Origin of the sequence: Mucilaginibacter frigoritolerans, assembly GCF_007830615.1 — a bacterium.
GTDB classification, from domain to species: Bacteria; Bacteroidota; Bacteroidia; order Sphingobacteriales; family Sphingobacteriaceae; genus Mucilaginibacter; species Mucilaginibacter frigoritolerans.
The window spans coordinates 322,286-335,323 of record NZ_VLLI01000002.1 but is presented as its reverse complement, the minus strand read 5'-3'; the positions used below and the strand labels follow the sequence as shown (position 1 = coordinate 335,323).

Genomic DNA, 13,038 nt, shown 5'->3' with positions numbered 1-13,038 from the left:
ATTTTAATTTTTTAATATCCCATTCCATTAAAATATAAAACTCGCTTATAGCGTTTAAAAACAATGTTAAACAAAAGAGTCACTTTTTTAGCCGCCATTTTTTGCCTGTTTGGCCTTACTTTAATCATTTTTGGATGTGCAAACAGGCAATTGCCTCAGGGAGGCCCCCGAGATCATGATCCGCCAAAATTATTGAAGGCAACTCCGCCAAATGAAACAAGATTTTTTAAAGCCAAAGTTATTCAGTTGGATTTTGATGAATTTTTTAAACTCACTAATACCTACACTGAAATTACCATGAGCCCGGCTCCGGCAAAAACACCTGATTACAAAATCAAGAATAAAAGTTTAATAATTACACTGAAAGACTCGTTAGAAAAAAATACAACTTATGTGATCAATTTCGGGAAAGCAATTGCCGACGTAAATGAATCAAACTTATTAAAAAATTTCACTTACGTTTTTTCAACCGGTGCACACATCGACTCTTTAAGTTTATCAGGAAAAGTAATTAACACGGTAACCGGCGAACGTGAAAAAGAAGCAACCGTAATGTTGTTTACTCTTAAACAAGACTCCACCAATTTTGGTAAAAAAAGACCAACCATTTTTACCACTACAGATACAGCCGGAAATTTTTCTTTGAACAACCTTCATCCTGACACATACAGGTTATATGCATTGAAAGAAAAAACACCAAATAAAATTTACGATAAGGACGATGAACTGATTGCCTTCAACACAAAAGATATTCACCTTACAAAAGACACCGAAAATATCCAATTAAAATTATTTCAGCAAACGCCAACAAAATTAAGAATAGACAAAAAGTTTGACCTGGATGGAAAAATACTTTTCACTTTTAATAAACAGCTGAATAACCCGTCAGTAAAAGTTACTTACCCTCCGGGTTATGATGAGCAAAAAATAGTGGATATCAGTAAGACGAAAGACACCGCAATAGTCTTTATGAAAAAGATGGATTTTGATTCTATCCGTTTTGCATTTTTTGATAATAACAAACCATTAGACACGATCTATCTGAGGAAAGGAAAAAAAGAATCTTTTACACGAACATTAGGATTTTTATATAATACTTCAAACGATAAGCTAAGACCAAATACTGACATTTTAATAAAAGCCAATTTTCCTATTGATTCATTTGAACCGGCATTGATCAATTTAAAAGAAGACTCTACTGATATATCTAATTTTACTGTTACAAAAGATACGACAGATGCCCGGGTATTAAGATTAAATTACCGCTGGCACCAGGTAAGTAACTATACTCTAATTTTAAATGCCGACGCAGTTACTGATATTTATGGTGATAAAAATAGGAGAAACCTAAAAAGATTTACCGTTGATAAACCTGAAAATTATAGCCTTTTAACTTTAACCACTACCGTACCAGATACCGGTAAACAATACATAGTTGAATTACTTACTGATAGAGGGGTAAAATTAAGAAGTGATGTGATCACTAAAAATACTTCCATCATTTATAAAAATTATATAAACGGAAAATACAAAGTAAGGGTAATTTATGATGCCAATAAAAATGGCAAATGGGACTCAGGAAATGTTAAACAAAGAATACAACCAGAAAATATTTGGGTTAACGAAACCATAATTACCTTAAGACCAAATTGGGATCAGGTAACACCTATAGTTATACCAAAGGAGCCGGTTACTCCATAAACCAACCAGAATACATAATGTAATTTTGAGGCAAGCGTTTTAGTAATTCTTTTTGTTGATCAGTTAAGGGTTTTATTTTTTTTGCAGGAGTACCGGCATAAAGATAACCCGAATCGCAAATGGTTTTTTCTAAAACAACAGAACCTGCTGCAATAATTACAAACTCTTCTACCACTACATGATCCATTACTATGGCACCCATACCAATAAGTACATGATCATGTAGTGTACACCCATGTACCAGCGCGTTATGACCTATTGAAACATTGCTCCCTATATTGGTTGGCGCATATTGATAAGTTGCATGTATCACGGCACCATCTTGTATATTGGTATTATCTCCTATTTTAATATAATGCACATCACCACGAATTACGGCATTAAACCATACTGAGCAATTATTACCCATCACTACATCACCAACTAAAGTAGCGTTTGGTGCTATAAAGCAATCATTACCCCATTTTGGCATATTATTTTTTACCGGCAGTATCACTGGTTTCTGGCTCATGCTATTTTATTTATCTATTGCTAATGTATGTCCGTTTCCCCTTATTATAATAGAAATTGTGTTATTTTTTTGTAAATAATTCATATTAAACCATTTATATTGGCAATAGTCATATAACAAAAAAATTACATATGAAACAAACTTACTTATTACTAACCCTTTTAATATTCATCTGTTTTGCCAGTTGTAAAAAGTCATCAACAAATCCTCAAAACAATAACGGAAAATATTCAATTACAGTAACTAACGGATATGGCTCAGGAACTTTTACTGCCGGAGATACTGCTTACATTTTTTCAAATCCGCCAACACAAACACAGGTATTTGATAAATGGACCGGCGACATTAGCAATCTAGTAAGCCCAAACGAATGGCGGTCAGCATTAAAAATGCCAGCCAGTAATATTAATGTAACAGCAACATACAAAACCGTAACGCCTGTAACCTGGACTAATGTGGCAATAAACGGAAGCCAGGTTTATTATTATGTACCTGCAAATTACAGGGGAATTTTATTAGCATTTCATGGAACCGGTGGTGCTGCCATAAACTGGACAACTGAACAAGCAGAAAATGTAAACTTTTGCAATTATGCTATAGCCAACGGTTATGCCATGGTTATTACCGAAAGCAAAAACAGAACAACCATGCAATGGGACCTATCATTAACCAATAATGTAGATATTACTAATATTGATGTAATACTAAGTAGTTTACAAACATCTCAAATTATTTCGGCAAGTAAACCGCTTTATGGAGTTGGTATGAGTGATGGAAGCGCATTTTGCAGTTTGATTAGTTATTTAAGAAACTACAATGCCCAGGCACTATATTGTTTAGGTGGTGTTGATAAAGTATTTCCTTTAACATCGGTACCTACTATATGGAATATGGCTGTAAATGATGTTACGGATGATCCAAACCGCCAGGCAGAAGCAACTGCAGATTATAATATATTGGTATCCAGAAATATAGGTTGTGAGTACTACTTAAATACCCCTACTCCATTATATACTTCCAGATTTAGTATTATACCATCAATAGGTTCAGCTAATTCTCCTTTAATTTATAATTATTTAAAAAGTGGCGGATATTTAAATACTAATTCCTTTTTTAATATCGATCCGGTAATTAACACACAATGGCAATCAGCCATACCTACTCCATATAATCCACCTGCTCTAGAACCTATCGGCGATCAATTAGCAGTGGCTTATGCTCAACACAAATTTTATAAAGATTCCAATTACAAAACGATAGCTTTTTTAAATAAATTTTAGTTTTAAATTTTATACTTTAGCAGTATAAAAGCGGAAATAGCTCAGCTGGTAGAGCATCAGTTTCCCAAACTGAAGGCCGCGGGTTCGAATCCCGTTTTCCGCTCCATATTAATTCAAACAATAACTTTTTCTTCTTTTATCTTATTCAAAGCTATTTGCGCCTCAACAGGATATAATTCAAAGTCATCCAATATTTTACTTAATTCTTCGGATGTACAATTATTAAATTTATCATAGTAAAAGTTGATAAGCTTCTCTTTTTTATTTTCCTGCTCCTCTTTTGAACCATAGAATATATTTCCAAAAAGGTAAGACAAATATTTCCTGTCAATAAAAGCGTAAATTATAAGTAGTAAAAATGTAAATGGATTAAAACCTAAATGCCCAATTTTTATCCATGATCTACTTGAATACTTAGCACCATCAACCATATATGTAAATGTGAGCAAATTGAAAAGACACACAAACAGAAGAACAATTACCAAATATCTTTCTACGCCAGGCTTTCCAAATATTATTCGTAAACTAAAAATTAGTAATACTACATCTAGAAAATCATTCAGAGTATAAAAGAAACTACCATCAATATCTTTATAAAATACACCAACAACTATTAACAATAATGTTATGAATATACCGATATCAAAATAATTGTACTTTCTTTTCATTAGGTATCTAATTTAAAATACCGTATCCTCTATTTTATCAGCATGAAAAGGATAATCAGTTGTTGAATGTAAACCCCTGCTTTCTTTACGCATCATAGCAGATTTTATTACCAGGAAAGATACTTGTATTAAATTTCTCAACTCACAAAGCTTTACCGATAACTTGGTCTTTTTATAAAAATCTTCAGTTTCTTCGTGCAATAAACCTAAACGGCGCATTGCTCTTTCCAGTCTGAAGTCAGATCTCACTATACCAACGTAATCATTCATAACTTTTTGCATTTCACGAACATTATGTGTTACCAGGATATCTTCGTTGGAAAGCTGCACACCTTTTTCATCCCAATCAGGAATATTGCCAGGTATTACATTGGTTTTAAATTGCTTGATAGCATCTTCATAAATACGGTGTGCAAAAACCAATGCTTCCAGTAACGAATTGGAAGCCAAACGATTAGCACCGTGTAAACCTGTTGATGAACATTCACCACAAGCGTATAATCTTAATAATGAGGATCTTCCAATATGATCAACCATTACACCACCACACATATAATGACAGGCCGGCGCAACAGGTATCATATCCCTCGTCATATCAATACCTATATCTAAACATTTGGCATAAATATTTGGAAAGTGAGCCAGAATATCTTTTTTACTACGATGCCTAACATCTAAATAAACAAAATCTTCACCAGATTTTTTTATCTCAGCATCTATGGCCCTTGCAGTAATATCACGGGGAGCTAATGATTTACGTTCATCATACTCCTGCATAAATTCTTCACCATTGGTTCTTTTTAACACACCACCAAAACCACGTACTGCTTCGGATATTAAAAAAGAAGGATATTCACCCGGATTATATAAAGCTGTTGGGTGAAATTGTATAAATTCCATATTCCTTACCTTGCCTTTAGCACGATAAACCATAGCTACCCCATCGCCAGTAGCTATAGTAGGATTTGTAGTGATCGAGTAAATATGCCCTGCTCCACCTGATGCCATTACCGTTACTTTTGAAAGTATCTTTTCAACATTTCCGGTTTCATTATTAAAAGCATAAATACCATAACAGGTAATATCATCGGTACTCTTATCCACAAATACACCTAAATGGTGTTGGGTTATCAGGTCTACAGCAAAATAATGAGTTAAAATTTCAATGTTAGGATTACTGTGAATTTGCTCCAATAATGATCTTTCTATCTCAAAACCCGTTATATCTTTATAGTGAAGTACTCTGAATTCCGAATGCCCACCCTCTTTTGCCAGGTCGTAAAAGCCTTCGTTAGTTTTATCAAAGTTGGTACCGTAGTCAATAATTTCCTTTATCCGTTCCGGTCCTTCTTTAACAACGGCTTCAACGACTTCCCTGTCACAAAGGCCATCACCCGAAATTAAAGTGTCTTCAATATGTTTTTCAAAAGAATCCTCCTTTTTATCAACAACTACTGCTACACCACCCTGGGCATACTTAGTATTCGATTCGTCTTCGTTTGATTTGGTAACTATCAGAACTTTACCATGTTTGGCAGCCTTTAGGGCAAAACTTAATCCTGCAATGCCTGATCCTATTACCAGGAAATCCACAGTTCTGGTCATATATTATATCTGTTATGTGTAAAATTAGCAGGCCTGTTAATAACCGGTATAAAAGATGTTAATTTTGTGTAAGCAAATACTTAATAAATAAGTGGATGGTTGATAACTCCCATTTTTGATACAAATCTTAACTATTTTTAACCGACTTTTGCGCCTGATTAGTGCCAAAGCTAACATTTTAGAAAGTAATAAAGTATTAACAAAAATGTTTTTAAAGTAAAACTTGCGTTATAAAGAAGTCTAAAAATCAATTAGATAAGTCATAAAAATGTCACACAAATTGTTAATAAATTATTAAAAAAAATATTTTAGGTAGATTTTACAACTACTTTTAAACATTACTAACACACCAATAACAATAGTTTTATTTATATATAAAAAGTAATTGTTATTAATTGAACTGTTGAAATGAATACTTTTGAAGAAATAAATGTGAAGGGTTTTGCGGACGAAGACATCAATCCAACCCTCGATCTTTTTGCTGAAATTGATAAATTAAAAAAGGAAAAAAATGCTGTTATCCTTGCTCACTATTACCAGGAACCTGACATTCAGGATATTGCCGATTATATTGGCGATAGTTTGGGATTATCGCAACAAGCCGCAAAGACTGATGCCGACATTATCGTTTTCGCCGGGGTTCACTTTATGGCCGAAACAGCAAAGATTTTATCACCTTCAAAAAAGGTTTTATTGCCCGACGTAAAAGCGGGTTGTTCATTGGCTGATAGCTGTCCGCCGCATTTGTTTAAAAAGTTTAAGGAACAATATCCTGATCATTTGGTAATAACTTATGTTAATTGTACAGCTGAGCTTAAAGCCATGACGGATATAGTTTGTACCTCCAGTAATGCGATACAAATTGTGGAAAGCCTGCCAAAAGATCAGAAAATAATATTTGGACCGGATAAAAACCTGGGAGCTTATGTAGCAAAGAAAACAGGACGTGATTTGGTTTTGTGGAACGGTGCCTGCATGGTACATGAAATATTTTCGAGAGAAAAAATAACCAAACTAAAAGAACGTCATCCGGGTGCTAAGTTGCTGGCTCACCCTGAATGTGAAGATGCCATACTGCAGATGGCCGATTACATAGGTTCAACAACCGGAATATTGAAATATGCCAGTAAGCATGAGGATAAAGAATTTATAGTAGCAACAGAAGCAGGCATTTTGCACCAGATGCAAAAGGAAAATCCGGATAAAACATTTATTCCGGCTCCGCCAAATAATAATTGTGCCTGTAATGATTGTCCGCATATGAAACGTAATACTTTGGAAAAACTTTATCTGTGTTTAAAAAATGAAAGTCCGGAAGTTACGGTACCAAAAGATATTATTGAACGTGCTGTAAAACCGATAGAAAGAATGCTGGAAATATCAGCACAGTTGGGATTGTAAGGAAAATAAAAATATAAAAAAAAGATGTCATGCCGAAACAAGTTCGGCATGACGCTTAACTAATAAAGACCCTAAAAACAAAAAAAATTTCCCGCCTTCGGCGGATATGATGGTTCAGGTTGCGCTTTTTATAACCTCTAAAAACCCAAAAATTTTTCCGGCTTCGCCGAAGAGAATGGACCACGTTGCGGATTTTTTGGACATTGGTAACAATAAAATAAGCTTGTGTATTTTTGCAGGCTAAGAAATAAAAAGAATATGGCATTATTTGATAACAAAGACAGGACAAATATTGAAGAGTTAGGTGAATTTGGCCTGATCAATTATCTTACAAAAAATATAAAATTAACCCAAAAAAGCACCATCAAAGGGGTTGGCGATGATGCGGCCGTGTTGGACTTTGAAGGAAAAAGAACGCTGATTTCTACCGACTTACTGTTAGAAGGCATCCATTTTGATTTAGCTTATACACCCCTTAAGCATTTGGGTTACAAAGCTATACAAGTAAACCTGAGTGATATTTACGCCATGAACGGTACCGCCTCGCAGGTTACGGTTTCCATCGGTATTTCCAGCAAATTTCCGCTGGATGCTGTGGAAGAATTATACGAAGGTATTTACCTGGCCTGCGACAATTACAATGTTGATTTGGTTGGCGGCGATACTTCATCATCCAAGCAGGGCCTGGTAATTAGTGTAACGTCAATAGGCTATGCTGATGAAAAAGATGTGGTTTATCGAAATGGTGCCGAAGAAGGGGATTTGCTTTGTGTATCTGGTGATTTGGGTGGCGCATATGTTGGCCTGCAATTATTGGAGCGCGAAAAACTGATCTATCTGGAAAATCCCAATATTCAGCCCGACCTGGAAGGGAAAGATTATATTGTTGAGCGCCAGCTGAAACCCGAGGCCCGAAGGGATATTATTGATTTACTAAAAGAGATCAATGTAAAACCGACATCTATGATTGACATCTCCGATGGTTTGGCTTCCGAGATATTACACATTTGCAAAGAGAGCAACAAGGGCTGTAATTTATACGAGGAAAAAATCCCGCTGGATCCGATGACATTTGAAACTGCCCGAGAGTTTAACCTTGACCCTACAGTTTGCGCCCTGAGTGGTGGTGAAGACTACGAGCTCTTATTTACCGTTAAACAAGCCGACTACGATCAAATTAAGTTTAAAATGGATATTACCATTATTGGTTACATCACGGAGCCCGCAGCAGGCTGTAACCTCATCACAAAAAGTGGCAATCAGCACCCCTTAACCGCCCAGGGCTGGAATGCATTTAAAAAGCAGGAATAAAAACTTCATGTGGGAATCAATTTCATTTGAAGAGTTAAAGGAACTGATTTCCGAAGGAGAAGCAGCACTCGAAAGCGGAAATTATGAAAAAGAAGTGCTTGTTTTTTGGAAGCATATAAAAATCAATCCTGAAAAGTGGAAAGATGAGAATGGTTATGCTAAAGAACGGGATGGCTTTTTTGTCGTGGCTATTCTTGGAAAACGGGTAATTTGGTATAATGATATTGAGGAAGGGTTCAATCTGTCTTTTTATGATGAATACGGTATAATAAGAGATTACTGGTGTGATCAATACGAGCTGAATCAAGCTGTTTATCAATTCTACCATTCAATTAATAATGATTTTTTATCTCGCTCTGGCCCACCTGAGCCACTGTCGGCAGAATAGTGTTTTTATCCCTACTATTAGAACAGATTCCCGGTTAAATTTCTTATAAACGGGTGAGTGAAAAAGGCTATCCTAATCACCTATCCCAACACGTCCTTGCGAGGAACGAAGCAATCTCTACAGAGTACAATCAACGAAACGAAATGCTTTTACCACTACATCCAAAAACAATTCTTTTATCATTGGGTTTAAAAAGAAAAGCATATCGTATGAAAAAAATAATAGGGCTGTTGCTTTTATTTATAGTTGTAAAAGCTAGCGCACAGCAAGCGGTTTTGTTTAAAATGAAGTACTTGCCGCAACGTACTTACAACGTTGTAATAGGTATGAAAGCTAATATTAACGGAGATGTGAGCGGAAATCAGGAGGTTTTAGACAAGCTACAGGAGCAAGGAATTACTATGCCGGCCGTTATTATAATGAGTGTAAATACAATCGGGGCAACAAAAACCGGCGTATTGGCTGCAGATAATAGCTTCCCGATGATGACAACTTACCACGAAGAGCATCCCAGCATAACAGTAAATGGAAAAGATGCACCAATTCCTATTCCACAGAAGCCGGCGGTAACTATTTATGCCCACGTTTTACCTGATGGAAAAATAAAGGGAGATTCTGTAACCGGAAAAAAGAATGATACTTCCGGAAAAATCGCTGCAAAAATGCTCAGCTCCTTTCAGAAGCATATAAAGTTTCCCGATTATCCCCTGCATGTTGGAGATTCCTTTACGCAGGATTTACCGTTTAATATGCCTATGAATATGAGCAATGTAAATTCAAAAGCTGTTTATACCCTGGTAAGTATTGCTGACGGCAAGGCATATTTTGATATGACGCAAACCATTGATATGAAGGTTGATGTTAAACAAACTCAACTTACTATTGCAGGACGTGGAACCGGTAAAATGGTTTTCAGTATAAAAGATAGCTTTCCACTGAGTTACAATACAACAATTAACATGACGGTAAACGGCAACATTAGCACCTTAACTTTGAAAGGCACCGCTGTAATGAATCTGGATATTAAAAATGATATTAAGTAACAACGGAAGGCTCCCCTAAAAAAGATTACTATTTACATCTGAACATTGCCTATTGCCCAACTATAGTTCTGGTGGGAAAAACCTAACTACCCTTATATTGCAACGAATAAGATAAGATCCCCGTACATAAAGCAATTGAGAAAAATTTGTTATTTTGCAGTATGGATTCAAAGAACTGCTGCGTTTATATCACTACTAATATAGCACATAGTGTTTTATACACAGGGGTTACTTCTGATATTGTAAGAAGGGTTTTTTATCATAAAAATAAAACTTACCCGAATAGTTTTACGGCAAAATATGACTGTAATAAACTAGTGTACCACGCCTTTTATTCAACTATTGAAGAAGCATTGGCTGCCGAAAAAGTAATAAAAAGCGGTAACAGGGAGTATAAAATAAAACTAATCAATGAACTCAATCCGGAATGGAAAGAGTTGTATGATGATTTGATAAAATCATAACTCTACTCCTCCCCGTCGCCGATATATTTCTGATCGATCTGCTTATTTGCTTTAGCGCCCAGATTTTTTATTCTTTCAGCTGTTTTAGTGAGATTCCCTGATCCGTCAACCAGCTTATTGAGCGCACTTTCATAAGCATTTTGACTTTGTTTGATGTTTTTGCCGATGCTTTCCATATCGCCAACAAAGCCCACAAACTTATCATACATAGCTCCGCTTAAGCGGGCAATTTCTAATACATTGCGGTTTTGGCGCTCCTGTTTCCAGATGCTGGCTATGGTACGCAGCGTTGCCAGCAAGGTAGATGGGCTTACAATTACCACCCGTTTGTCCCAGGCATCGCTGAATAAACCAGCATCAATCTGTACCGCAAAACTGAAGGATGATTCAATCGGTACAAAAAGCAACACAAAGTCGGGCGAGTTGATCTGGTACAGATCGTGATAGTTTTTGGAAGATAAATTGAGCACATGCGCGCGGATAGATTCTACATGTGCTTTTGAATAAAGCTTGCGTTCCTCTTCCGTTTCGGCATTTACCAGGCGTTCGTAGGCAATTAAGGATACTTTGGAGTCGATAATTAAATGCTTATCATCCGGCAAATCAATAATGGCATCTGGTTGTAAGCGGCTGCCATCAGTACCGGTTAAGCTGGCCTGTAAGCGGTACTCCCGGTCTTTCACCAGGCCCGATCGTTCTAAAACTTTTTCCAGTATTACCTCGCCCCAGTTGCCCTGCTTTTTGTTATCGCCCTTAAGTGCCTTGGTTAAATTTTGTGCCTCTTCGCTAATCTGTTTATTCAGGCTCATTAGCTGTGTTATTTCCCCGCGCAAAACATTTCTTTCGTCCGATTCAGCTTTGTAAACCTTATCCACTTTTTCTTCAAAGGCCTTGATGTTTTCTTTTAGCGGATTAAGCAGGATATCCAGGTTGGTACGGTTGGTTTCAATAAAGCCCTTTGATTTTTCATCGAGCAGTTTATTGGCAATGTTTTGAAACTCCCGCTGAAAATTATCCCTGATCTGCTCAACGTCTACCTTCTGCTCCTGTATTTTTTCCTGCTGAGATTTGTAGTATGATCGCGCACTTTCTAAAGATTGATTGGCTGCCGCCAGTTGGGTACGCTCATAAAGCAACTCATCATGTAAACGACCTTTTTCTTCTTTCAGCAAATTGGTGATGCTTTCTTTTTCAGCGATAATACCCACCGCATATTGCTGCGCTTTGGCCAGTTCAATATTAAGCAGGTTATTATCATTTTTTAAACGATTAAACTCATCCGCAGAAATACCATTGGCAGGAACCGGTTTCTTTAAAAATAAAAAAACGGCAATTAAAAGGATTACTATAGCCGCAACTAAAACGTACACATCCATTTTGATAAAAATATTAGCAAAACGAAGGTATGAAATTAGGAATGTAAAAAATTATATCTATGGGTATTAGAAGATCAAAAAAAGGGGTGTCATGCTGAGGGTCTCGAAGCGTGCGGGTAAGGGCCTCTGCGCTCACCCTTCGAGTGCCTCAGGGTGACCCCCCCTTTTAATTATTACAATATTTGGAAATATTATCAGCAGCCTGGTCGCTACCTAATGACAGGGCTTTTTTAAAATCGGCGCAGGCTCTTTTTAAATCCTTCATCTGCACCATAATAACACCACGGTTATTATAGGCGTCGGCAAATTTGGGGTCAATTTTTATAGAGGTATCGTAATCTTTAATAGCTCCGTCAAAATCGCCCGAGTTACTTTTAGCCAACCCCCGGTTTAAGTAAGCCGCAGTATATTTTTTATCAATTTTTATGCAGGTGCTGTAATCTTCAATAGCGGTTTTGTAATCCTCCAGGTTAAACTCATTATTGCCACGTTCATAATATCCATCAGGGTCAAGGGGCTGTAGTTCGATGTAATCTGAACAATCATCCACAGCATCCGCATAAATACTCAGTTTAGCACGGGCCAGGGCCCTGTTATAATAAGCATTGGCATATTTCGGATCAAGGCTGATGGCTTTGGTATCATCCAGCACTTCGCCGGCATAATCCTGCAGATCGTATTTTACTATACCACGGGCATAATAAGCGTTAACAAAATCAGGGTTTAAATTTATGGCTGTGTTATAATCAGCAAGGGCGCCTTTGTAATCCTGTCCCCGGCGTTTGGTATCGCCACGGTTACTGTAAAAAACCGGATCTTTCGGACTCAACGCTATGGCCTTGTCTAAATCTTCCAGCGATCCTTTCAAATCCTTTTTTTGTTTGGCAAGGCCCCTGTTGTTGAAAGCTGATGCATTATTTGGGTTTAACTTAATTACCGCAGTATAATCCTCAACGGCAGCATCGTAATTGTTTAGCGCATATTTTGCCCGGCCCCGTTCAAGATAGGCTTCCTCATATTTGTTGTTAAAAGTTATAGCGCTATCTAAATCAGTAATTGCCCCGGTATAATCTTTCAATATAAACCGGATACCCCCCCTTTTATAGTAAGCAGCGCTGTTATGGGGTTGAGCAACAATCGCTTTGCTAAAAAAAACTATAGAATCGGCATACCGTGCACTATCGGTAATTGCTGCCTGTGGCTGTGATTTTGCAAGGATTGGGATAAATAATGCAACAAGTAAAATCTTTTTCATGCTATAAGACAGCGTATTACGTAAGAAATTAAAAA

General features: G+C 36.7%; 12 protein-coding genes and 1 tRNA gene. 8 read left to right on the top strand and 5 right to left on the bottom strand.

The features are described from left to right. Nucleotides 1-63: 63 nt before the first annotated feature. Entirely contained in the window at nucleotides 64-1,701 is a 1,638-nt protein-coding gene (locus tag JN11_RS05015; RefSeq protein ID WP_144910228.1) for an Ig-like domain-containing domain, read from the top strand. Here the strand turns inward: JN11_RS05015 and JN11_RS05010 are convergent. Continuing rightward, on the bottom strand, nucleotides 1,691-2,212 hold the full coding sequence (locus JN11_RS05010; protein ID WP_144910226.1) for a gamma carbonic anhydrase family protein: 522 nt from the start codon (nucleotides 2,210-2,212) through the stop codon (nucleotides 1,691-1,693). The genes JN11_RS05015 and JN11_RS05010 overlap by 11 nt on opposite strands. A gap of 131 nt (nucleotides 2,213-2,343) precedes the next feature. Between JN11_RS05010 and JN11_RS05005 the strand changes: the two genes are divergently transcribed. Then, the gene (locus JN11_RS05005) at nucleotides 2,344-3,492 is read left to right on the top strand and encodes an InlB B-repeat-containing protein (RefSeq protein WP_144910224.1); all 1,149 of its coding nucleotides are present in this window, start codon (nucleotides 2,344-2,346) and stop codon (nucleotides 3,490-3,492) included. A gap of 30 nt (nucleotides 3,493-3,522) precedes the next feature. Then, nucleotides 3,523-3,598 (top strand) — tRNA-Gly (locus tag JN11_RS05000). A gap of 7 nt (nucleotides 3,599-3,605) precedes the next feature. Here the strand turns inward: JN11_RS05000 and JN11_RS04995 are convergent. Continuing rightward, complete coding sequence (locus JN11_RS04995; RefSeq protein WP_144910222.1) at nucleotides 3,606-4,160, bottom strand: hypothetical protein; 555 nt, start codon at nucleotides 4,158-4,160, stop codon at nucleotides 3,606-3,608. A gap of 12 nt (nucleotides 4,161-4,172) precedes the next feature. Then, nucleotides 4,173-5,765: an L-aspartate oxidase gene (gene nadB / locus JN11_RS04990; protein WP_144910220.1), complete on the bottom strand. Its 1,593-nt coding sequence runs from the start codon at nucleotides 5,763-5,765 to the stop codon at nucleotides 4,173-4,175. Between the two features lie 408 nt (nucleotides 5,766-6,173). Here nadB and nadA point away from each other — a divergent pair, with 408 nt between their 5' ends. The 5 genes from nadA (at nucleotide 6,174) to JN11_RS04965 (ending at nucleotide 10,372) form a co-directional block, all read left to right on the top strand. After that, on the top strand, nucleotides 6,174-7,166 hold the full coding sequence (gene nadA, locus JN11_RS04985) for a quinolinate synthase NadA (protein WP_144910218.1): 993 nt from the start codon (nucleotides 6,174-6,176) through the stop codon (nucleotides 7,164-7,166). A gap of 258 nt (nucleotides 7,167-7,424) precedes the next feature. Continuing rightward, the gene (gene thiL / locus JN11_RS04980; protein ID WP_144910216.1) at nucleotides 7,425-8,477 is read left to right on the top strand and encodes a thiamine-phosphate kinase; all 1,053 of its coding nucleotides are present in this window, start codon (nucleotides 7,425-7,427) and stop codon (nucleotides 8,475-8,477) included. Then, complete coding sequence (locus JN11_RS24610) at nucleotides 8,455-8,865, top strand: hypothetical protein (protein ID WP_211360675.1); 411 nt, start codon at nucleotides 8,455-8,457, stop codon at nucleotides 8,863-8,865. The genes thiL and JN11_RS24610 overlap by 23 nt, the downstream gene beginning before the upstream one ends. Nucleotides 8,866-9,074: 209 nt before the next feature. Beyond that, nucleotides 9,075-9,908 (top strand): hypothetical protein, encoded by an 834-nt coding sequence (locus JN11_RS04970; RefSeq protein WP_144910214.1) that lies wholly within the window; start codon nucleotides 9,075-9,077, stop codon nucleotides 9,906-9,908. A 161-nt stretch (nucleotides 9,909-10,069) separates the two neighbouring features. Continuing rightward, nucleotides 10,070-10,372, top strand: coding sequence for a GIY-YIG nuclease family protein (locus JN11_RS04965; protein WP_144910212.1), 303 nt, complete (start codon nucleotides 10,070-10,072; stop codon nucleotides 10,370-10,372). Between the two features lie 2 nt (nucleotides 10,373-10,374). On the opposite strand, the gene JN11_RS04960 is transcribed toward JN11_RS04965, so the two are convergent. Next, nucleotides 10,375-11,748 (bottom strand): DNA recombination protein RmuC, encoded by a 1,374-nt coding sequence (locus JN11_RS04960; protein ID WP_144910210.1) that lies wholly within the window; start codon nucleotides 11,746-11,748, stop codon nucleotides 10,375-10,377. A gap of 166 nt (nucleotides 11,749-11,914) precedes the next feature. Then, complete coding sequence (locus JN11_RS04955; protein ID WP_144910208.1) at nucleotides 11,915-13,003, bottom strand: tetratricopeptide repeat protein; 1,089 nt, start codon at nucleotides 13,001-13,003, stop codon at nucleotides 11,915-11,917. Nucleotides 13,004-13,038 lie beyond the last annotated feature (35 nt).

What these genes read in the sequence shown, in the direction of transcription:
- JN11_RS05015 (WP_144910228.1), top strand. Translation starts at nt 64, where the DNA reads ATGTTAAACAAAAGAGTCACTTTTTTAGCCGCCATTTTTTGCCTGTTT.
- nadA (WP_144910218.1), top strand. Translation starts at nt 6,174, where the DNA reads ATGAATACTTTTGAAGAAATAAATGTGAAGGGTTTTGCGGACGAAGAC.
- JN11_RS04970 (WP_144910214.1), top strand. Translation starts at nt 9,075, where the DNA reads ATGAAAAAAATAATAGGGCTGTTGCTTTTATTTATAGTTGTAAAAGCT.
- JN11_RS24610 (WP_211360675.1), top strand. Translation starts at nt 8,455, where the DNA reads ATGCATTTAAAAAGCAGGAATAAAAACTTCATGTGGGAATCAATTTCA.
- JN11_RS05010 (WP_144910226.1), bottom strand. Translation starts at nt 2,212, where the DNA reads ATGAGCCAGAAACCAGTGATACTGCCGGTAAAAAATAATATGCCAAAA.
- JN11_RS04965 (WP_144910212.1), top strand. Translation starts at nt 10,070, where the DNA reads ATGGATTCAAAGAACTGCTGCGTTTATATCACTACTAATATAGCACAT.
- JN11_RS04955 (WP_144910208.1), bottom strand. Translation starts at nt 13,003, where the DNA reads ATGAAAAAGATTTTACTTGTTGCATTATTTATCCCAATCCTTGCAAAA.
- JN11_RS05005 (WP_144910224.1), top strand. Translation starts at nt 2,344, where the DNA reads ATGAAACAAACTTACTTATTACTAACCCTTTTAATATTCATCTGTTTT.
- JN11_RS04995 (WP_144910222.1), bottom strand. Translation starts at nt 4,160, where the DNA reads ATGAAAAGAAAGTACAATTATTTTGATATCGGTATATTCATAACATTA.
- nadB (WP_144910220.1), bottom strand. Translation starts at nt 5,765, where the DNA reads ATGACCAGAACTGTGGATTTCCTGGTAATAGGATCAGGCATTGCAGGA.
- JN11_RS04960 (WP_144910210.1), bottom strand. Translation starts at nt 11,748, where the DNA reads ATGGATGTGTACGTTTTAGTTGCGGCTATAGTAATCCTTTTAATTGCC.
- thiL (WP_144910216.1), top strand. Translation starts at nt 7,425, where the DNA reads ATGGCATTATTTGATAACAAAGACAGGACAAATATTGAAGAGTTAGGT.